Genomic DNA, 18,816 nt, shown 5'->3' on the forward strand with positions numbered 1-18,816 from the left:
CGAAATAGGTGAAACGCCTCGATTTTAAGTTAGTCGAGGGAACCCGAGGGAACGACTCGTAACTCACAGTTCCGTCGATTCGGGCGTTTAAGTGATGGGGCGCGGGTTCAAATATTGTCATACGGCCTCTGTTATCCCGTCTCGGTGCCGAATAACGACGACGGATCGATGAAGAATGATGATGCCAGCTGAGTGGAGCGCGAGCGGCGAAGGCAGCATGCTTCGCGTTCGAGCCGGGAGCTTGCGTGAGGCCCTATCGCCCGGGATGGTCGCGCTTGCGGCCGCGCTCGGCGTGGGCAGCACGGCCGTTGCGCTGGCAGCTAGAGGCAGCCTGAGCACCGGGGCGCTCGTCGGACTCGTGCTCGGGGCGCTGTGCCTCGTCTTTACGGGATATCTGCGTCTCAGTTCGCAGGCCACGGAGGTGACGATCGCACTGAACGAGCAGACGATCATGTTCGGCAGCGACAAGGATCGCGTCACGCAGCCACTCACCAGCCTCCTCCGGCTGCGCATCGTTCACGATGGTGCGACAGCGCGGATCGCAATCCATGCCGGCGGCATGCGGCGTTCCTGGGCGATCGGGCATCTGTACCGACACAATTCGATCGAGCGTTTCGTCGAGGAGGTTCCGGAGCAGGCCGACCGGTGGCTGACGGGCTCGGGCATGCGGCGCACCTCGACCATGCGGCGTGGCGTGCTCACGACCGAGTACCGCCGGTAGGCTTCCGGAAACGCTCGAGGCCGGTCCCGCGCGAGCGAATTGGATGAACAAATCTCGCCATTAGGGCGAGCGAATTCCAAATTATTGCAGCGCTGGCATAACATGGACACCATGCTTAGTGACAGTTTCCGTCGACTTCCGTCATATGTCCAGCAGGGGGTGCTCGACTATCTTGATGAGGAAATCCGAATCGGATTCCAAAAGAGCGAGGATGCGGCGGCCGATGAAAAGACCACGCCGGAGGGGGCCCGGCAGCTTGCGGACGGTATCGTCCGCTCGCTGGCTCTCCGCAACTCATTCACAGGGGAGTCGGTTTCGAGTCCTCGCGACCTAGGGATTGGCAAGCGCCAGTAACCGCTGAGACTCTGAACAACAGCCCCGCCGGCGCGATGCGCACGCGGGGCTGTTCTGTCCCAGCGGCACCCGCGCCAACGTGGCGCTAGCGGCGACCGTTCGCCGGCCCAGAGGTTGCACGAGACACCTGCGCCACCTGGTTCGTGTCCCAGAGCACCGAGCCGTTCGCCTCCTCAAGCGTGTCGTGCTGCGAGACCACCCGGCGTTTTGACGGCTCGGGGTGCCAGGTCATGACAAAGAATAAGGGCACGTTCTCGCGGTTCGCGAGCCCCTGAATCATCGCGACAGGCCGGTCCTTCGGGTAGCGCATGACCGCCCACAAGTTGGTGTCAACCTGCACGTACGGCATGCGCTCGCGCTCGGTATCTTTCTCGCGCTCGTTCCGGTACACGGCCCTACCCCCATTCGAATGTGTGTTCGATGAGTGTAAATCGGGGCTCGGACATTTGCGTCGAGTATGCTCGGTGGCGTTATGAGGATTCGCGCCAACACGACAATCGGGGGAGCATCGCGCTTCGACGCTGCCGCAGCCGAGGAGACGCTTCGTGAGCTCGAAGAGCAGTACGCGAACGGGGACATCGAGCGCCACGCCTACTTCGAGAAGAAGAGCTCGCTCGTGCGCCTCTTTGTGAAGTCCACGACGTCGCCCACACGGAAGCCGCGCGGCGACTTCGACTAACCGTCACGCGCGCCATGCGCAGGCTTTCCGCGCACAGGCTCGCCAGCGGCGTGCTCGGGCCGCGTCCGCTCGTCACGCGCGCCCTCCCGCCGCGCCCATGATGGGGCCGCCTCCGGGTGATTCGCATCGAAGGCCGGGGATTCGGATCTGATGCGCGGGATCGAGACGAAGTTGTGCCGCGGCGGCGGGCACGACGTGGCCCACTCGAGTGAGCGGCCGAACCCCCAGGGGTCGTGACGGGTCACGCGCTCACCGCGCCGCGCGGTGAGGTAGACGTTGACGAAGAATGGGATCATCGAGGCGCCGAGAATCATCGAGCCGACGGTGGAGACCTGGTTTCCCCAGGTGACCCCGTCCTCAGGCAGGTAGCTGTAGTAGCGGCGCGGCATTGCCATGACGCCGAGCCAGTGCTGCACGAGGAACGTCGTGTGGAAGCCGATGAACAGCACCCAGAAGTGGATCTTGCCGAGGCGCTCGTTGAGCATCTTGCCGGTCCACTTGGGCCACCAGAAGTAGAACCCAGCGAACATCGCGAAGACGACCGTGCCGAACACGACGTAGTGGAAGTGCGCCACGACGAAGTACGTGTCCGAGAGGTGGAAGTCGAGCGCGGGCGAGGCGAGGATGACGCCGGTGAGGCCACCGAACACGAAGGTCACGAGGAAGCCGAGCGACCAGAGCATCGGGGTCTCGAACGTGATCGAGCCACGCCACATCGTCCCGATCCAGTTGAAGATCTTCACGCCGGTGGGAACCGCGATGAGCATGCTCATGAGCGCGAAGAACGGCAGGAGCACCGACCCGCTCACGTACATGTGGTGCGCCCACACTGTCAGCGAGAGCGCGGCGATGGCGATCGTCGCGTAGATCAGCGTCTTGTATCCGAAGATCGGTTTGCGGCTGAACACGGGAAGGATCTCGGAGACGATGCCGAAGAACGGCAGCGCGATGATGTACACCTCGGGGTGGCCGAAGAACCAGAAGAGGTGCTGCCAGAGGATTGCGCCGCCCTCGCCCGAGAAGATCTGCCCGCCGAAGACTCGATCCAGTGCGAGCGCGAAGAGCGCCGCGGCGAGTACCGGAAACGCGACGAGGACGAGCAGCGACGTGACGAGCACGTTCCACGAAAACACGGACATGCGCCACATGGTCATGCCAGGCGCGCGCATCGTGATGATGGTGGTGATGAAGTTCACCGACCCGAGAATCGTGCCGAATCCCGAGATGCCGAGCCCGAGCACCCACAGGTTGCCGCCGACGCCGGGGGAGAACGTCTCGGACGAGAGCGGCGCGTACGCGAACCAGCCGAACGAGGCGGCGCCCTGCGGGGTGAGGAAGCCGCCGACGGCGATGAGCGAGCCGAACGTGTAGAGCCAGAAGGAGAACGCGTTCAGGCGCGGGAACGCGACGTCGGGGGCGCCGATCTGCAGCGGCATCATCACGTTCGCGAACCCGGTGAACAGCGGTGTCGCGAACATCAGCAGCATGATGGTGCCGTGCATGGTGAACAGCTGGTTGTACTGTTCCTTGGTGGCGACGACGTCGAGCCCCGGCGCGAAGAGTTGCGCGCGGATGATGAGCGCGAGGACACCGCCGACGAGAAACCATCCGACCGAACTGATGAGATACATGTATCCGATCACCTTGTGGTCGGTTGACGTGACCCACGAGACGATCGTGCTGCGTGCGGACATGGTGGAGTGCTCCTCTCGGTGGTGGAATGTTTGTCGACGGCCGTGTCAGTCGCGGGGCGGCCGCGATGGCGGGGCGAGCATGCGTCGCACCTCGGCCGCCGCGTATTCGACGGCCTCGTCGACGTCGTGGCGCTCGATCAGTGCGGTCGCGAGGGCGGCGGTGAACGCATCGCCGAGCCCTTTCGCGGTGGTGTTGCGCTGCTGCTGGCGGTGCACGCTGCTCCATGAGCGCGTCACGAGCACCTCGCAGATGTCGGGATGATGGCCCGGCTCGTTCCGCAGGCCCGGCAGGCTGACCCCCGTGACAACCACCCACTCAGTCTGCGGCCCCATGAGCGTGCGGGCGGCCGCCTCGATCGCCGCCCGGGAGCGGAGCGCGGCGCGCGGTGAGCCGCTGAGGTGGGCGAGCTCGAAGACGTTTGGGACGATGCCTGTCGCGAGCGGGAGGAGTTCGGCGCGGATCTCGGCTGCGAGGCGCGGGTCGGTATAGAACCCGAGCTCGACGTCGCCGAGCGTGGGGTCGACGATCAGCGCGGGCCGTGTGCGCGCGGGCTCGTCGCGCAGCCACTCGGCGACCGCTGCCGGTTGGCCTGGCGTGGCAAAATAGCCGGTCGTGAGCCACTCGAGCCCCGCGAGGGCGCCCGCGGCAGCCAGGTCGCGGAGGGCGTCGGCGAGCCATGCGGCGGGCACCTGGACGTCGTGCACCGCCGCGTAGTGCGGCATGACGCTGAGGAGGATCGTTGGGATCCGGATCGCGCGCACGCCGCGACTGGAGAACACTCGTTCGGCGGCGTTCAGGCCGACGGAGCCGTGCGCGAGCTGGGAGCCGATGGCGAGGAGTGTCGCGGGTGCGCGCTCGATCTCGAGCGAGCGCGCGTCGGCGAGCTGCACCGCCCGCCGCCGCTCGCCGATCCGTTCGAGCTCCCACGGTGAGCGGCGATGTTTCACACTCACAACATTTGTCATAGGACAAACGCTATCATGGTGGTGACAATGATTCGACAGGCGCCCATCGGCGCGGAGGCACACCCCATGACACAGGCACCCACGCTCATTCCGGCCGCGCGGCCACTCATCGGCAGCGAAGAACGGCTCGCCGTCGACGCGGTACTGCGCTCGGGCAGCCTCGCCCAGGGGCCGGAGGTTGCCGCGTTCGAGGCCGAGTTCTCAAGCCACTTCGTGCTCGGCCGCCCGACGGTCGCGGTGAACTCGGGCACGAGCGGCCAACACCTCGGTCTGCTCGCGGCAGGCGTCGGGCCGGGCGACGAGGTCATCGTCCCGTCGTTCACCTTCGCCGCCGTCGCAAACTCGGTCGCGCTCGCCGGTGCGACGCCGGTGTTCGCTGACATCGAGCCGGACCACTTCACGCTCGATCCGGCGCGCGTGCGCGAGGCGATCACCGAGCGCACGAAGGGCATCATGCCGGTGCACCTGTACGGGCATCCGTTTCAGGTCGACGCGCTCGAGCGGCTCGCGCGCGAGCACGGCCTCGCGATTTTTGAGGACGCCGCGCAGGCGCACGGCGCGAGCTGGCTCGACAGGCCAGTCGGCACCATCGGCGAGTTCGCGATGTTCAGCCTGTACCCCACGAAGAACATGACTGCCATCGAGGGCGGCATGGTCGTGTGTCGTGCCGACGAGACAGCGAGGCGCGTCAGGCTTCTGCGCAACCAGGGCATGGAGACCCAGTACGCGAACGAGGTCGTCGGGTTCAACGCGCGGATGAGCGACGTGCACGCGGCTGTCGGGCGCGCGCAGCTCCGCAAGGTGGACGGCTGGACGAGGATCCGGCAGCGCAACGCGGCCTTCCTCGATCGCGAGCTTGCGCTCGTGCCGGGCGTGACCCCGCCGCGCGTCGCCCCCGAGGCCACGCATGTCTATCATCAGTACACGATTCGGGTCGCTGCCGATGAGCGCGACCGGATCCGCGCCGCGCTCCTGGAGGAGCACGGCGTTGCGACGGGCGTGTACTACCCGATTCCGAACCACCGGCTGCCGTCGCTCGCGCCGTACGCGCCCGCGGTCGACCTGCCGGAGTCCGACCGCGCCGCCGCCGAAGTGCTGTCGCTGCCGGTCCACCCGTCGCTCAGCGAGCACGACCTGCACCGCATTGTCGCGGGCGTGGTCGCGGTCGCGGCTGCGGGCTCCTAGACCTCCCCCTCGCGGCCCGAGGGGGAGAGGTGGGTCGGGGCGTCTCGTGGGGGGTCGCCCTGACCCGCCGCCTTCCGTTGCACCCGGGTGCCGAGGCGGGCGATGATTTCGTAGTTGATGGTGCCCAGGCGCCGGGACCACTCCTCGATCGCGGGCTCGCCGCGTGCCGGGTCCCCGAAGCAGATCGCCCGGTCACCGACGCGCACCCGGTCGGTGAGATGCGTGACGTCGACGACGCACTCGTCCATCGCGATCGGGCCGACGAGTGGCGCGCGAACGCCCGCGACTGTCACCGCGAGGCCCGTGCCGGCGAGGGCGCGCGGCATGCCGTCCGCGAACCCGATGGGGAGCGTGGCGAGCAGGCGCTCGCCGCCGCTTGCGCCTCCGCGGTGCAGCGAGACGATCTCTGCGCTGAGCGTCAGCGCCGGGCGCAGCCCGAGCGGTGGGCTGCCTGCCGCCTGTTCCGGGTCCAAGCCGAGGGCGGCGATTCCGATCCTGACTGCGTCGTACGCGAGGTGCGGGGACGACAGCGCGGCCGCCGACGCGGCGAGGTGTCGGAGCGGCGGGTCGATCCCGGCCGCGCGGAGTAGCCGCGCGCCCGCGTCGAACCGCGCCGCCTGGGCGCGGTCGGCCGCGTCGCCCGCGTTCGCGAGGTGGCTGAAGAGGCCGGTCACCCGCACGGCGCCGGCGCGCGCTGCGGCCGCGGCGGTGGCGAAGAGCTCTGGCCAGGTCTCGGGGGCCGCGCCATTGCGGCTCAACCCGGTATCGAGCTTGAGGTGAATGTCGGCGGTCGCGCCGAGTTCCGCGCTGGCGGCGGCGACGCGCCGCACCTGCTCGGGACGGCTCACGCCGAGCGTGATGCCGTGGCGCACGGCCGCGCGGTAGTCCAGCCGTTCGGCGTGCAGCCAGCAGAGGATCGGGGCCGAGAGTCCGTCGGCCCGAAGGGCGAGTGCCTCGTCGAGACTCGCAACCGCGACCATGACCGCGCCTGCCGCGACGACCGCGGGCGCGACGATGCTCGCCCCCAGGCCGTAGGCGTCGGCCTTCACCACGACGATGACCTCGACGCCGGTGTGGCGCCGGATGGCCCCGATGTTGTGGTGCAGCGCCGGCACCGAGATCTCGGCGAGTCGCACGAGCTACGGCCTGGGTCCCGGGGGAGCGCCGGCGGTCTCCTGCGGGAACGCTTCGGGCCAGTAGTGGCTGTCGGGTACCTGTCGGGCGCCGAAGACCGCCTGACCGACGCGCACGCAGGTCGCGCCCTCCTCGATCGCGACCTCGTAGTCCCCGCTCATGCCCATCGACAACCCGCCGTCCCCGACGAGGCCGGGGTCGAGTTCGCGCATGCGATCCCGAAGCGTGCGCAGCAGCGTGAAGCAGGTGCGCACCCGGGGGGTGTCGCTCGTGAAGATCGCGAGCGTCATGAGCCCGCGGACGCGGAGCGAGGTGTACTGGGGCAGCTCGCGCAGGAACGCCTCGAGCTCTTCGGGTGGGAGGCCGTACTTCTGGGGCTCGGCTGACGTGTTGACCTGCACGTACACGTCGAGGCTGCGCCCGGCGGCCTGCAGCCTGCGGTCGAGCGCCGCAGCGGCGCGCAGTGAGTCGAGCGCCTGAAACTCGCTCGCGAACGCGGCGACGTCGCGGGCCTTGTTCGTTTGCAGGTGGCCGATCATCGACCATTCGACGCCGAGGTCGGCGAGGGTCTCGGATTTTCGTTTGGCTTCCTGCACCTTGTTCTCGCCGAGCTGCGTGCAGCCCGCGGCGATCGCGAGTCGGACGCGTTCCTCGGGCACGGTCTTGCTCACCGGCAGCAGCTGAATGTCTGCGGGCGGGCGGCCGACGCGCGCGGCCGCCCGCGCGATGTTCGCGCGGACATCGGCGATGTTCCGCGTGAACTCGGCGACCGACGTTGCCGTCGGGAAGTCGTGAATGGGAAGCTCATCTGCATCGGGTTGCTTTGTCATAGGACAAAGCGTAACATGGGCTGTGTTGATGCCGGACTGACGAGTTCGGCGCACGTTGAGAAAGGAACGAGCGTGGCGAATCGCAGCGCAGGGCACACCGGCCCCATGGAGATCACCGGCAGCACGGTCGACGACATCGTCGCGAGCATCCGCGGGTTGATCGACGCCGGTGCGCTCGCCCCCGGCGACTCGCTGCCGCCCATGCGCGGGCTCGCCGACTCGCTCGGAGTGAACCGCAACACAGCCTCCGCGGCCTACAAGGCCCTCGTGCAGGCGGGCCTCGCCGAGACGCGCGGCCGCGCCGGCACCGTCATCGTCGACCCGTATGCGGCCCACGAAGAGGAGGGCTTCGCGCGCGACACCGTGCTCCGCGACGTTGGTGACGGCAACCCCGATCCCGCGCTACTGCCGCGCCCGGAGCTCGTGCGGCTCACCCCGGCGGAACCGCGGCTCTACGGGGAGCCGACGATCGATCCTGATCTCGCCGAATGGGCGACGTCGTGGATCGCGACCGACCAGCCGCGCCCGTTCCGCCTGACCGTCGCCGCCGGCGCGGTCGACGCGATCGAGCGACTGCTCGCCCAGACGCTGACGCCCGGCGACCAGCTCGCGGTCGAGGATCCCTGCTTCCTCACGAGCATCAGCACGATCAGGCAGAACGGCTACCGCCCGGTGCCAGTTGCGATGGACGCCGACGGCATGCTCCCCGAGAGCCTGCGCGCAGCGCTCGACGCCGGGGTCCGCGCCGTCATCTGCACCCCGCGGGCGCACAACCCGACCGGGGCGAGCCTCACGCCCGAGCGTGCGGCGGCGCTGCGCGACGTGCTGGCCGACTACCCGCAGGTGCTCGTGATCGAGGACGACCACTTCTCGTTGCTCGCTCGCGCGCCGTACGCGAGCATCATCGGCGAGGGGCAACTGCGGTGGGCGCTCGTCCGATCGATGTCGAAGGCGCTCGGCCCCGACATGCGGATCGCGCTCGTCGCGAGCGACACCGAGACGGCGGAACGCCTCGCCGCCCGCATCAGCGGCGGGATCACGTGGGTCAGCCACCTCATCCAACGGCTCACCGTCGCGCTGCTCACCGATCCCGATACGCAGGCGCTCATCCGCCGCGCGAGCGACCACTACGCGTCGCGGAACGCGGCCTTCGCGGAGCGACTGCGCGCCGTCGGGCTCGCCTCCGACAGCCGAGACGGCCTGAACGTCTGGGTCGACGTTCGCGGCGATTCGTCCGCGGTGCTCGTGCAGCTCATGCGGCGGGGCTGGATCGCACGCGACGGCGCGAGCTTTGGGCTTCAGGGGGAGGGCGAACACTTCCTCAGGCTCACCGTGCACCGCCTCGACGGCGACGAACTCACGCGCCTCGCCGCCGACCTCGCCGCCGCTACCGCCGCCGCACCGCAGCCGCAGGCAGTCACACACGCCCCCGCAACTCCGTAACCGTTCCGCACCATCCCGAAGGGAATTCACGCCATGACTCAGACAGTCGCAGCTCCCGCAACCCTGCAGCGCCCGGAGCTCGTCACCGAGATCCCCGGCCCCCAGAGCCTCGCGATCCACGCCCGCCGGCAGGCGGCAGTGCCGCGCGGCGTCGGGTGCGCCCTCCCCGTCTACATTGACTACGCCGACGGCGCCTGGCTCACCGACGTCGACGGTAACCGCCTGCTCGACCTCGGCTCCGGCATCGGCGTCACAACGCTTGGCCACACGCAGCCGACGGTCGTCGCCGCTGCCAAGGACCAACTCGACCGCGTGAGTCACACGCTCTTCACCGTCACCCCGTACGAGAACTACGTCAGGCTCGCCGAACGCCTCGGCGCGCACACGCCTGGCGCGCACGCGAAGAAGACCTTCTTCGTGAACTCGGGTGCGGAGGCCGTCGAGAACGCGGTGAAGATCGCCCGCGCTCACACTGGCCGGCGCGTCGTTGCGGCCCTCGACCACGCGTTCCACGGTCGCACGAACCTCACCATGGCGATGAACCATCGCGCCGCGCCGTACGGGACCGGCTTCGGCCCGTTCGCGCCAGACATTCAGCGCGTGCCGAACTCGTACCCGTTCCGCGACGGGCTCTCCGGGGCGGAGGCCGCCGCGCGCACGATCGAGTACCTCGAGCAGCGTATCGGCGTGCAGGATCTCGCTGCGGTCATCGCCGAGCCCATCCAGGGCGAGGGCGGATTCGTCGTGCCGGCCGAGGGATACCTCCCGGCGCTGCAGGAGTGGGCGAGCGCGAACGGCGTCGTCTTCATCGCCGACGAGATCCAGTCGGGCCTCGGGCGCACCGGCACCTGGTTCGCGAGCGAGCTGTTCGGTCTCGTGCCCGACCTCGTGCTCACCGCGAAGGGCATCGCCGACGGTCTCCCGCTCGCTGGCGTCACTGGCCGAGCTGAGATCATGGACGCCGCCCTCCCGGGCGGCCTCGGCGGCACGTTCGGCGGCAACCCAGTCTCGATCGCCGCCGCACACGCCGTCCTCGACTTGCTCGAGACCGGCGAACCGTTCGCGGAGGCCGCACGGATCGAGGGTGCCCTCGTCGACAGCGTGCGCGACCTCGCCTCCCGGTTCCCGGAAATCGGCGACATTCGCGGGCACGGCGCGATGATCGCGTTCGAGCTCGTCGAGCCCGGCACCACCACTCCGCTCGCGGGGCTCGCCGGCGAGATCGCCGCCTTCGCCGCGAGCCGCGGAGTGCTCCTGCTCACCGCAGGCAGCTACGGCAACGTCATCCGCTTCCTGCCGTCGCTCGCCGTGACAACCGAGCAGATTGAGTATGCTGTGGAGGTGATCGGCGAGGCCCTTGCGCGTCCGCGCGCGTAGGGTCTCCCCGGGGCCCGTCCCGCTGGGCGGGCCAATCCGGTGGGGTGACCGAATGGCTAGGTCACGGCTCGCAAGGCCGTGTATGCAGGTTCGACTCCTGCCCCCACCTCTCTGTCCAACCGACAGGCGACCTCGCGGCCGCGAACCCATCAGGAGCTTGATCGCCATGCACGCTGCGGCACGTGACACCTGCGGGGTGCGCGCCAGCGACGCCGTCGGGGCTGTGTGATGCACGCGCTCGCCGCGGTGGCGCCGCTTGCGGCGGTGATCCTCACCCTGCTGCTGGGGCGCTCGTCGCGTGCGGCCGCGATCGCCGGGATCGCCGTGCTCGTCCCGCTCATCGCGTTCGTCTTCCCGACGCCGTGGCAGGTCATCGGCCGGGCCGCCATCGAGTGGGCGCCCGTGATGACTGAGGTGGTGCTCGTGCTCGCCGGCGGCATCCTGTTTGCCGAGGCGGGGCGCTTCACCGGCAATCAGCAGCGCATCACTGACTGGGTGACGGGCTCGCTCGGCACCGGGATCGTGCCCGTGCTCGCGATCGTGCACGGGTTCACGCCGCTCACCGAATCGCTCACCGGCTACGGCGTTGGCGCCGCGCTCGCCGTCCCGCTCCTGCTCGGGATCGGGCTGCCGGGCAAGCATGCGGCGATCGTTGGGCTGCTCGGGCTGTGCGCCGTGCCGTGGGGGTCGATGGGGCCGGGGACGCTCATCGCGTCGCACCTGTCGGGCGTCGACTTCGACACGCTCGGCGTGACGACGGCGCTCTTCAACGTTGTCGTGTTCGTCGCCGTCGGTGTGACGGCCGCGCTCCTCGTGGCGGCGCCGGGCCGCAGGGCGCCAGCCGTCCTCGCCGCGCTCGGCTCTGCACTCGCGCTGTCGGCCGCGGTGTTCGGCGCGAACGTGCTCGTCGGCACCGCGCCAGCGGGCGCGATCGGCGGCCTCACGGTGCTCGCGCTGCACATTGGCCTGCGCGCAGCCCGCGGGCACCGGATCGGAATGTCGGCCGATGTCGCCCGCGCGTTCGTCCCGTATGGGATCGTGCTCTGCGGGATGCTCGCGATGACCGCGGCGTTCGCGCTGCTGCCGGCTGGCGAGGGGGCCGCGCATGCGATCCTGACATCGCCGGCGCTCTGGCTGTTCGTGTCGACGGGCGCGCTGCTCGCGACGCATCGCGTCGCGGCGCGGGGCGCGGTGCGGTCGGCGGCGACCACCTGGCTGCGCGTCGCGCCAGCGACGGTACTGTTCGTCGTGCTGGGCGCGCTCATGGGGGTGAGTGGCATGACCGGAGAACTCGCAGGCATCCTTGCGCGCCTTGGCGCGGCGTACCCGTTCTTCCTGCCGCTGTTTGCCTCGCTTATCGGGTTTATCACCGGCTCGAACTCGGGGGCGAACGCGCTCGGCGCCGGCGCGCAGACCGACGTCGCGCGGGCACTCGGGCTCGACGTTCCGCTCGCGATCGGCGCGCATAACGCCGCGGCCGCGACAGCGATGATGGCGTCGCCGGCCCGCGTCGAACTCGCGGTGAGCCTCGCCCGAGTGCCCGAGCAGCGGGGTTCCGTGCAGCGGCTGCTGGTGCTGCAGCTTGGGGCGATCTCGCTCGTGATGGGCGGCCTGAGCTTCCTGCTGCTGTAGCCCGGCGCCCCGCTGAGCGGCGGCGCCGGGCCGGTGCAGCCGTGCCGGTTAGCCGCGCTGGAACGGCACCTCGGGGAAGTCGACGGGGACGTCGAGCGCGATATTGATGTAGTTCGTGAACAGGTTCAGACCGACCTGGGCGATGGTCTCGACGATCTGGCTGTCGGTCCAACCGAGGTCGCGGAGGCCTGCGAGCTGCTGCGGGTCGACCTTGCCCCGGCGCTCCACCAGGCTGTGCGCGAACTGCAGCAGCGCCTCGGTCTTCGGATCGGCGGCCCGGGCGCGCTGCGCGGTGGCGAGTTCCTCCGGGCTCAGGCCGGCCTGCTGGCCGAGCGCCGTGTGCGCGGCCAGGCAGTACGCGCAGTCGTTCGTGTCGGCGACGGCGACCGCGATCTGCTCGGTGAGCGCCGCCCCCAGCGCGCCGGTTGAGAAGGCGCCAAACGACCCCCACATCGACTGCAGCGCGGCGGGGGAGTTCGCGACGGCCGCGAACATGTTGGGGATCGTGCCGAAGGCCTTCTCAACCTTCGCGAGATTCGCTTGGGCTGCGGGTGCGGCTTCTGCGGTGGTGAGGACTGGGACGCGTGCCATGATGATGCTCCTTGGTTCGGTGGCGGCCGTGCCGGCCGGCTCTCTCCAGTGTGGTCGCCGCATCGGGATGTTTCGCGTCGTATCTGCCCGATTCCTTGCCCAATCGTCCATACTGTAGGGATGGAGTCCATCGACCGCCTCGACGCGCTGCTTCGCCGGTTCGGCGTGCAAGCGCAGCAGTTCTTCGACGGTACCCCCTGCGACCAACGACGGTTCGAGCCGCGACCCGGGCGCGGGTTTCTGCACATCCTCCGCGCCGGATCGATGGCCGTGGACGACGGGGCCGGTACCGGGCGGTGGCTCTCCGAGCCGACGCTACTGTTTTACCCGCGCGCGCACGACCACACGTTCGTCCCCGGGCCGGGCCGGGGAGTCGACCTCGCGTGCGCCACGCTCGCGTTCGACGGCGGCGCCTCACACCCGCTCGTCGCTGCCCTGCCCGACGTCGTGAGCGTTCCGATCAGCGAGGTCGCCGGGCTCGACGCAACGCTCGATCTGCTCGCGTCCGAGATCGACGGCGTCGCCTGCGGCCACCGCCACATCGTCGACCGGCTGTTCGAGATTGTGCTGCTCAAGCTCCTACGGCATCTCCTTGACCGACCGGGCGAGCACGGCATCAACCGGGGGATGATCGGCGGGCTCGCGGACCCGCAGATCGCTCGGGCACTTGGTGCCGTCCACGCCGAGCCTGGTGAACCGTGGACGCTCGAGACGCTCGCCCGCGAAGCGGCCATGTCGCGCAGCGCGTTCGCCGCGCGGTTTCGCGACCTCGTCGGGGCCACGCCCCACGACTACCTCACCGAATGGCGGATGACGGTGGGCAAGCAGCTCCTGCGGCGACAGCTGCCGGTCTCGGAGGTCGCGGCGACGCTCGGGTACACGGGGAGCTCGTTCGCGCGGGTGTTCGCCCAGCGAGTGGGGGAGTCACCGCGCGTCTGGGCTGCCGGAGCGTCATCCGCACCGCGTGCGTCGGGCGGGCTCTAACTCTCGGCTGCCGGCTGCCCGAACGTTGCCGGGTCGACCGGGCGCTGCGCCCGCGGGAGCGTCTCGACAACGAGCAGGTATGACTCGGTGACGAGGTCGCGCACGAGCGCTTCCTCGAGTGCGCCGCCGGCGCGGAGCGTAATCCAGTGCCGCTTGTTCATGTGATAGCCGGGAACGATGTCTTCGAACGCCTCGCGCAGCGTCGACGCGTCGGCGGGCTTCGCCTTCACCGTCACGAACGGCTCTCCCGTGGCCTCCGAGAGCAGCAGAAACATCTTGCCGCGCACCTTGTAGACCCAGTGGTCGGGGCCGAACGGCTGCTCCGGGGTCGCGCCCGGAAGCTCGTCCGCGCGTGCGACCGCCCACTCCTGCAGCGTGGTTGGGGTCATGCGGGCTCCGATCGTGGTCGCTGGCTTGTGCAAATCGAGCCTAGTGGAGCCCGCCGACACCAGAAGGCTCGTGCTGCGGGTGCCGCGGGGCCTCAGCCTGTTGCGTCCTGCGCCTGTTGGGTCCTGTGCCTGTGGATTACAGCGGCATGCTGTGGTGTGGCCTGCCGCGCGGACGCAGCGGCACGCCATGCGATCTGCAGAAGGAATCTCGAGAATCGCACTGGGGGACATTTCTGCTGCATATTGCATTGGGTGGGACCCACGCCCTCGGTGGGAGGCGCCGGGGTGCCTGCTCCTGGCGGGGCTGCCGGGGCTACCGGGGCTGGCGGACTAGGGTTGAGGCATGGCATCGGTAGTGCGTGGACGGCCCCCTGCATCCTCACGGGAGACGCTCGCCGACGCCGCGAGCGAGCTGTTTCTCGAGCAGGGCTACGACACGACGACCGTCGCAGACATCACCACACGCGCGGGTGTGAGCCGATCCTCGTTCTTCAACTACTTCGACGGCAAAGCGGCGACCATCTGGTACGCGCTCGACGAACACCTCGCGGAGTTCGCAGCCGCGCTCGCGGCGGGGGAGCCTGCGGGAGATCCCAGGCACGCCGCCGAGGCCCTGGCCCGTCGGGTCGGCACGGCACCACCGCACACGCTCGCCCTGGCGATCGCGAACGCCGACGCGATGGGCGTGCGCGAGGAGCTCGGAACTGGGCGGGCGCTCCGGCAGGCTTCGCTGGCGTCAGCGCTCCCCGCAACCTCAGAGAGCGGATCGCCGAGCGTGATCGCCGAGCAGATCGTCGCGGCGGCGCGCTCGGCAGCGGTGTTCGCCGGGATGTGGCGATGGGCCGAGCGCGGCGCTGGCACAACAAACCTCGAGGCGGAGATCCTCGCGGCGCTGCGGTCCGTGGAATTCGGACTCCCCGAACGGCAGGACGCGCTGAGCGTCGCGGTCGTCGGCAGCGGCGCGATCGGCGCTCGCGTGATCGCTGAACTCGCCGCAGGCAACGTGCCGGGCGCAACGCTGGCGGGCGTTGTGACTCGACGGGCTGATGCGCTGACGGAGGCGGTCGGTCAGCTCTCGGCGGGTATTACCGACTTCGGTGAGGATCTCGATGCGGCGATCCGCGCGAGCGACCTCGTCGTCGAGTGCGCCGGGATCGCCGCAGCACAGACGATCGGCTCGCGGGTGATCGCGGCGGGTCGCGACCTGCTCATCGTCTCGATCGGAGCGCTCGCAGACCCAGCAAGCCGCGACGCCCTGACCGGCGGCCCCGGCGTCCTCAGGCTCGCGACGGGCGCGATCGGTGGCCTCGACCTGCTTGCGGCTGCGGCGCGCCCAGGTGGGATTGAAGACGGGATCACGAGCGCCAGCCTCACCTCAACGAAGGGCGCTGCCTCGCTCGTGCAGCCGTGGATGGATGTCGAGGAGGCTCAGAAACTTGAGACCGCTACCGGACCGTTCGCCCTGTTCGAGGGGACGGTCGCGGATGCCATCGAGCTGTACCCGGGGTCGTTGAACGTCGCGTGCGCGCTCGCCCATGCGACCGGGCTCTGGGGTGAGACGCGCGTGCGGCTCGTTGCTGATCCGGCAGCCGAGCGCACCACGCACGAGATCGTCGCCGCGGGCGCCGCGGGGGAGTATCGCTTCGTGATGACGAACGCGGTCTCCGAAGCGAACCCGACATCCAGTGCCGTCGTCGCGGAGACGGTGCTGCGCGGGATCGCGACGCTCGCGGGCCCCGGCGCGACGTTCGTGTAGCTGGCGAAACGGTCTCCGGCGTCCGCTCCACGCGGGCACTACACTAGCTGAGTGAGTACACCGCGCGCCCTGAAAACGCTTGATCGATTGCCTCGCCGCGTGCTGCAGCTCGCAGTGGGGCTAGCGCTGTTCGGTATCGGTGTATCGCTCATCCTGAAGTCGAACTTGGGCGCCGCCTCGTGGGACGTGCTGACCCAGGGGCTCAGCCACCACCTGCCCCTGAGCTTCGGCACGATCACGATCATCATGAGCGGCATCGTGTTGCTCTGCTGGATTCCGCTGCGTCAGCGCGTCGGATTCGGGACCGTCGCAAACGCGATTCTCATCGGCGTCTTCGCCGACGTCGGTCTCGCGCTGTTCCCGACCCCCGACGGGTTCTGGGTGCGGATCGCGGTGATGCTGCTCGGCGTCGTGCTCGTTGGCATTGCGAGCGGCATCTACATCGGTGCCGGATTTGGCTCGGGGCCTCGCGACGGACTGATGATCGGGCTGCACGAGGTGACGGGGTTGCCGATCTGGGTGGTGCGCACCGCGCTCGAGGTGTTCGTCGTCGTGGTCGGCTGGCTGCTGGGCGGCACCGTCGGCATCGGAACGCTCGCCTTTGCAGTGCTCATCGGCCCGCTCTGCCAGGTGTTCCTCCCGCTGTTCGCCATTCGCGACGCCGAGCGGCAGCCGACCGATGTCGACCCGGCGCTCGAGGCGCCGGTTGTCGTCGCCGAGCCTGAGTTCGCGCCGATCGCCACCGGGAGTATCCCCGTTCAGCCGCCGACCAGTCCGGCGGCGCAGGTCAATGTGACGACGGTCAGCGCGGCGACATCGCCGGTCAGTCCGGCGACGCCGCCAGCCGAGGCGCGGGAGCCCGAGCAGGCGCAGCCCGCACGCGCCGCAACGCCCCTCCCTGAGCAGCGGCCCGAACCGGAGCGCAGCGTCGACGCCTGAGCGGCCCCGGCGACGGCGCGGCAGGTGAGGCTACGCCCCGGCCGCGAGCCTGGTGCCCTGATCGATCGCCCGTTTCGCGTCGAGTTCGCCTGCGACATCGGCGCCGCCGATGAGGTGGGTCGTCACGCCCAGCGCGGTGAGCTCGTCGGCGAGGCTGCGTCGGGACTCCTGCCCGGCACAGATCACAATCGAATCGACTTCGAGAATGCGCCGCTCACCATCCACTGAGATGTGGAGGCCGGCGTCGTCGATCCTGTCGTACTCCACTCCCGCGACCATCTGGACGCCGCGGCGAGCGAGCTCGGTCCTGTGGATCCAGCCGGTGGTCTTCCCCAGCCCCTTGCCGAGCTTGCCGTCCTTGCGCTGCAGCATGACGAGCTCACGCGCGGGCACGAGTTCGGCCGGCGTGGTGAGTCCGCCTGCGCGCGCATAGGCGGGATCGACGCCCCAGTGGTGGAAGAACTCGCCCGCGGTGGCAGGCTCGCCCCGCAGCCCGGGGGAGTCGGCGGGCTCGGTGAGGAACTGCGCGGTGTCGAACCCGATTCCCCCGGCACCGATCACGGCGACCCTGCGCCCGACGGGCGCGCCGTCTCGCAGCACGTCAAGGTAGCCGAGAACGGACGCATGGTCGATCCCTGGGATCGCCGGGACCCGTGGCGAGACCCCGGTCGCAACGACGACCTCGTCGAACTCCGCCGAGGCGAGCGCAGACGCGGTCGCCTCGCTACCGAGCCGAACGTCAACGCCGGTCTCCGCGAGTCGCACCGCGAAGTACCTGAGGGTCTCGCGGAACTCGCTCTTGCCCGGGACCTGCATCGCCACGTTGAGCTGGCCACCGATCGTGTCGCTCGCGTCGAACAGGGTGACGGAGTGCCCGCGCTCGGCAGCGGTCACTGCGTACGCGAGCCCCGCGGGGCCCGCGCCGACCACCGCGAGCCGTTTCGGGCGGTCGGTCGGGGCGATGATGAGCTCGGTCTCGTGGCCGGCGCGCGGGTTCACCAGGCACGATGTCAGCTTGCCGGAGAACGTGTGGTCGAGGCATGCCTGGTTGCACGCGATACACGTGTTGATGCGTTCAGGGGTCCCAGCCGCGGACTTCGAGACGAACTCGGGGTCGGCGAGGAACGGCCGCGCGAGCGAGACGAGGTCGGCGTCGCCCGAAGCGAGCACGTGCTCGGCGGTCTCCGGGGTGTTGATCCGGTTCGTTGCGATCAGCGGCACGCCGACCGCGCCGCGCAGCTCGCGTGTGACCCAAGCGAATGCGCCGCGCGGCACGGACGCGGCGATCGTGGGGATGCGCGCCTCGTGCCACCCGATGCCCGTATTGATGACTGTCGCCCCGGCCGCCTCAACGCGCTGCGCAAGCTCGATGACCTCGGCGAGCGTTGAACCGCCGGGGACGAGGTCGAGCATCGAAAGCCGGTAGATAATGATGAAGCCGGGCCCAACCCGTTCGCGCACTCGGCGCACGATCTCGGTGGGCAGTCGCAGCCTGCCGTCGAGGTCGCCGCCCCAGTCGTCGTCGCGGACGTTCGTCTCGCGCGCGATGAACTCGTTGATCAGGTATCCCTCCGACCCCATGATCTCGACGCCGTCATAGCCGACGGACTGCGCGAGGGCCGCTGCGGTGACGAAGTCGTCGATGGTCCGCTCGACGTCGGCGCCCGTGAGCTCGCGGGGAGTCAGCGGAGAGATCGGCGCTCGAACGGCGCTCGGAGCGACGAGATCCTGCTGCGCGCCGTATCTGCCAGCGTGCAGCAACTGGAGCGCGATCCTGCCACCGACGCCGTGCACCGCCTCCGTGATGAGCCGGTGCGGCGCCGCGTCCGACTCGCTCGCCATCGTCGCGCCGCCTGCGGTCAGCCTGCCCTCCGCGTTCGGCGAGATACCCCCGGTCACGATGAGGGCGGCGCCGCCGGCTGCGCGTTCCCGGTAGAAGGCTGCGAGACGCGCGAAGCCGCCGGGTAGTTCCTCGAGACCGAGGTGCATGGACCCCATGATTGCGCGGTTGCGGAGCGTCACCCCAGTGCCGGGAAGCTCGAGCGGCGTGAAGAGTGTCGGATAGGTCGTCGTTGACATGTGTTCCTCTCGGATCGACGTGCACCGAATCTAGCCGCGCCCGGGCGTGAAGTCGAGCGGGGT

Annotated in this window: 18 protein-coding genes and 1 tRNA gene; 11 read left to right on the plus strand and 8 right to left on the minus strand. The window is 69.5% G+C overall.

Annotated features, from left to right (window positions below; genetic code table 11):
• Positions 1-181: 181 nt before the first annotated feature.
• Complete coding sequence (locus BJ960_RS04550; protein WP_185986441.1) at positions 182-721, plus strand: hypothetical protein; 540 nt, start codon at positions 182-184, stop codon at positions 719-721.
• Between the two features lie 111 nt (positions 722-832).
• A complete protein-coding gene (locus BJ960_RS04555; RefSeq protein WP_147429802.1) occupies positions 833-1,075 on the plus strand; it encodes a hypothetical protein in 243 nt (80 codons plus the stop codon).
• An 85-nt stretch (positions 1,076-1,160) separates the two neighbouring features.
• Here BJ960_RS04555 and BJ960_RS04560 read toward each other — a convergent pair whose 3' ends face one another.
• Complete coding sequence (locus tag BJ960_RS04560; RefSeq protein WP_121075259.1) at positions 1,161-1,466, minus strand: hypothetical protein; 306 nt, start codon at positions 1,464-1,466, stop codon at positions 1,161-1,163.
• 81 nt (positions 1,467-1,547) lie between these two features.
• Between BJ960_RS04560 and BJ960_RS04565 the strand changes: the two genes are divergently transcribed.
• Positions 1,548-1,754, plus strand: a complete 207-nt coding sequence (locus BJ960_RS04565; protein ID WP_185986442.1) for a hypothetical protein — start codon at positions 1,548-1,550, stop codon at positions 1,752-1,754.
• Here the strand turns inward: BJ960_RS04565 and ctaD are convergent.
• Positions 1,751-3,448 carry an aa3-type cytochrome oxidase subunit I gene (gene ctaD / locus BJ960_RS04570; RefSeq protein WP_237463631.1) on the minus strand — a complete coding sequence of 566 codons (1,698 nt, stop codon included), beginning with the start codon at positions 3,446-3,448 and terminating at the stop codon, positions 1,751-1,753. The genes BJ960_RS04565 and ctaD overlap by 4 nt on opposite strands.
• A 45-nt stretch (positions 3,449-3,493) precedes the next feature.
• Positions 3,494-4,414 carry a bifunctional hydroxymethylpyrimidine kinase/phosphomethylpyrimidine kinase gene (locus tag BJ960_RS04575; RefSeq protein WP_185986443.1) on the minus strand — a complete coding sequence of 307 codons (921 nt, stop codon included), beginning with the start codon at positions 4,412-4,414 and terminating at the stop codon, positions 3,494-3,496.
• A 66-nt stretch (positions 4,415-4,480) separates the two neighbouring features.
• On the opposite strand from BJ960_RS04575, the gene BJ960_RS04580 reads away from it, so the two are divergent.
• Entirely contained in the window at positions 4,481-5,599 is a 1,119-nt protein-coding gene (locus BJ960_RS04580; protein ID WP_185986444.1) for a DegT/DnrJ/EryC1/StrS family aminotransferase, read from the plus strand.
• Here BJ960_RS04580 and alr read toward each other — a convergent pair.
• Positions 5,596-6,735, minus strand: coding sequence for an alanine racemase (alr, locus tag BJ960_RS04585; RefSeq protein ID WP_185986445.1), 1,140 nt, complete (start codon positions 6,733-6,735; stop codon positions 5,596-5,598). The genes BJ960_RS04580 and alr overlap by 4 nt on opposite strands.
• 3 nt (positions 6,736-6,738) lie before the next feature.
• Positions 6,739-7,563 (minus strand): YggS family pyridoxal phosphate-dependent enzyme, encoded by an 825-nt coding sequence (locus tag BJ960_RS04590; RefSeq protein ID WP_185986446.1) that lies wholly within the window; start codon positions 7,561-7,563, stop codon positions 6,739-6,741.
• Between the two features lie 105 nt (positions 7,564-7,668).
• Here BJ960_RS04590 and BJ960_RS04595 point away from each other — a divergent pair, with 105 nt between their 5' ends.
• The 4 genes from BJ960_RS04595 (at position 7,669) to BJ960_RS04610 (ending at position 12,015) form a co-directional block, all read left to right on the plus strand.
• Positions 7,669-9,006 (plus strand): aminotransferase class I/II-fold pyridoxal phosphate-dependent enzyme, encoded by a 1,338-nt coding sequence (locus BJ960_RS04595; RefSeq protein WP_185988147.1) that lies wholly within the window; start codon positions 7,669-7,671, stop codon positions 9,004-9,006.
• A 33-nt stretch (positions 9,007-9,039) separates the two neighbouring features.
• The gene (gabT, locus tag BJ960_RS04600) at positions 9,040-10,383 is read left to right on the plus strand and encodes a 4-aminobutyrate--2-oxoglutarate transaminase (protein WP_185986447.1); all 1,344 of its coding nucleotides are present in this window, start codon (positions 9,040-9,042) and stop codon (positions 10,381-10,383) included.
• Positions 10,384-10,421: 38 nt separating this feature from the next.
• Positions 10,422-10,492, plus strand: a tRNA-Cys gene (locus BJ960_RS04605).
• 119 nt (positions 10,493-10,611) lie between these two features.
• On the plus strand, positions 10,612-12,015 hold the full coding sequence (locus BJ960_RS04610) for an L-lactate permease (protein WP_185986448.1): 1,404 nt from the start codon (positions 10,612-10,614) through the stop codon (positions 12,013-12,015).
• A gap of 48 nt (positions 12,016-12,063) precedes the next feature.
• Here BJ960_RS04610 and BJ960_RS04615 read toward each other — a convergent pair whose 3' ends face one another.
• A complete protein-coding gene (locus BJ960_RS04615) occupies positions 12,064-12,606 on the minus strand; it encodes a carboxymuconolactone decarboxylase family protein (protein WP_185986449.1) in 543 nt (180 codons plus the stop codon).
• Positions 12,607-12,726: 120 nt separating this feature from the next.
• On the opposite strand from BJ960_RS04615, the gene BJ960_RS04620 reads away from it, so the two are divergent.
• On the plus strand, positions 12,727-13,590 hold the full coding sequence (locus tag BJ960_RS04620; protein WP_185986450.1) for a helix-turn-helix transcriptional regulator: 864 nt from the start codon (positions 12,727-12,729) through the stop codon (positions 13,588-13,590).
• On the opposite strand, the gene BJ960_RS04625 is transcribed toward BJ960_RS04620, so the two are convergent.
• The gene (locus BJ960_RS04625) at positions 13,587-13,979 is read right to left on the minus strand and encodes an MmcQ/YjbR family DNA-binding protein (RefSeq protein ID WP_185986451.1); all 393 of its coding nucleotides are present in this window, start codon (positions 13,977-13,979) and stop codon (positions 13,587-13,589) included. The genes BJ960_RS04620 and BJ960_RS04625 overlap by 4 nt on opposite strands.
• A 343-nt stretch (positions 13,980-14,322) precedes the next feature.
• Between BJ960_RS04625 and BJ960_RS04630 the strand changes: the two genes are divergently transcribed.
• Together BJ960_RS04630 and yczE are read left to right on the plus strand one after the other, a co-directional pair.
• Positions 14,323-15,735: an aspartate dehydrogenase domain-containing protein gene (locus tag BJ960_RS04630; RefSeq protein WP_237463632.1), complete on the plus strand. Its 1,413-nt coding sequence runs from the start codon at positions 14,323-14,325 to the stop codon at positions 15,733-15,735.
• Between the two features lie 51 nt (positions 15,736-15,786).
• Positions 15,787-16,674 carry a membrane protein YczE gene (yczE, locus tag BJ960_RS04635; RefSeq protein WP_202229187.1) on the plus strand — a complete coding sequence of 296 codons (888 nt, stop codon included), beginning with the start codon at positions 15,787-15,789 and terminating at the stop codon, positions 16,672-16,674.
• 30 nt (positions 16,675-16,704) lie between these two features.
• Here the strand turns inward: yczE and BJ960_RS04640 are convergent, their stop codons facing one another.
• Positions 16,705-18,753 (minus strand): NADPH-dependent 2,4-dienoyl-CoA reductase, encoded by a 2,049-nt coding sequence (locus BJ960_RS04640; RefSeq protein WP_185986452.1) that lies wholly within the window; start codon positions 18,751-18,753, stop codon positions 16,705-16,707.
• Positions 18,754-18,816: the final 63 nt, after the last annotated feature.

The sequence above is a fragment of the Leucobacter aridicollis genome (assembly GCF_013409595.1).
GTDB classification, from domain to species: Bacteria; Actinomycetota; Actinomycetes; order Actinomycetales; family Microbacteriaceae; genus Leucobacter; species Leucobacter aridicollis.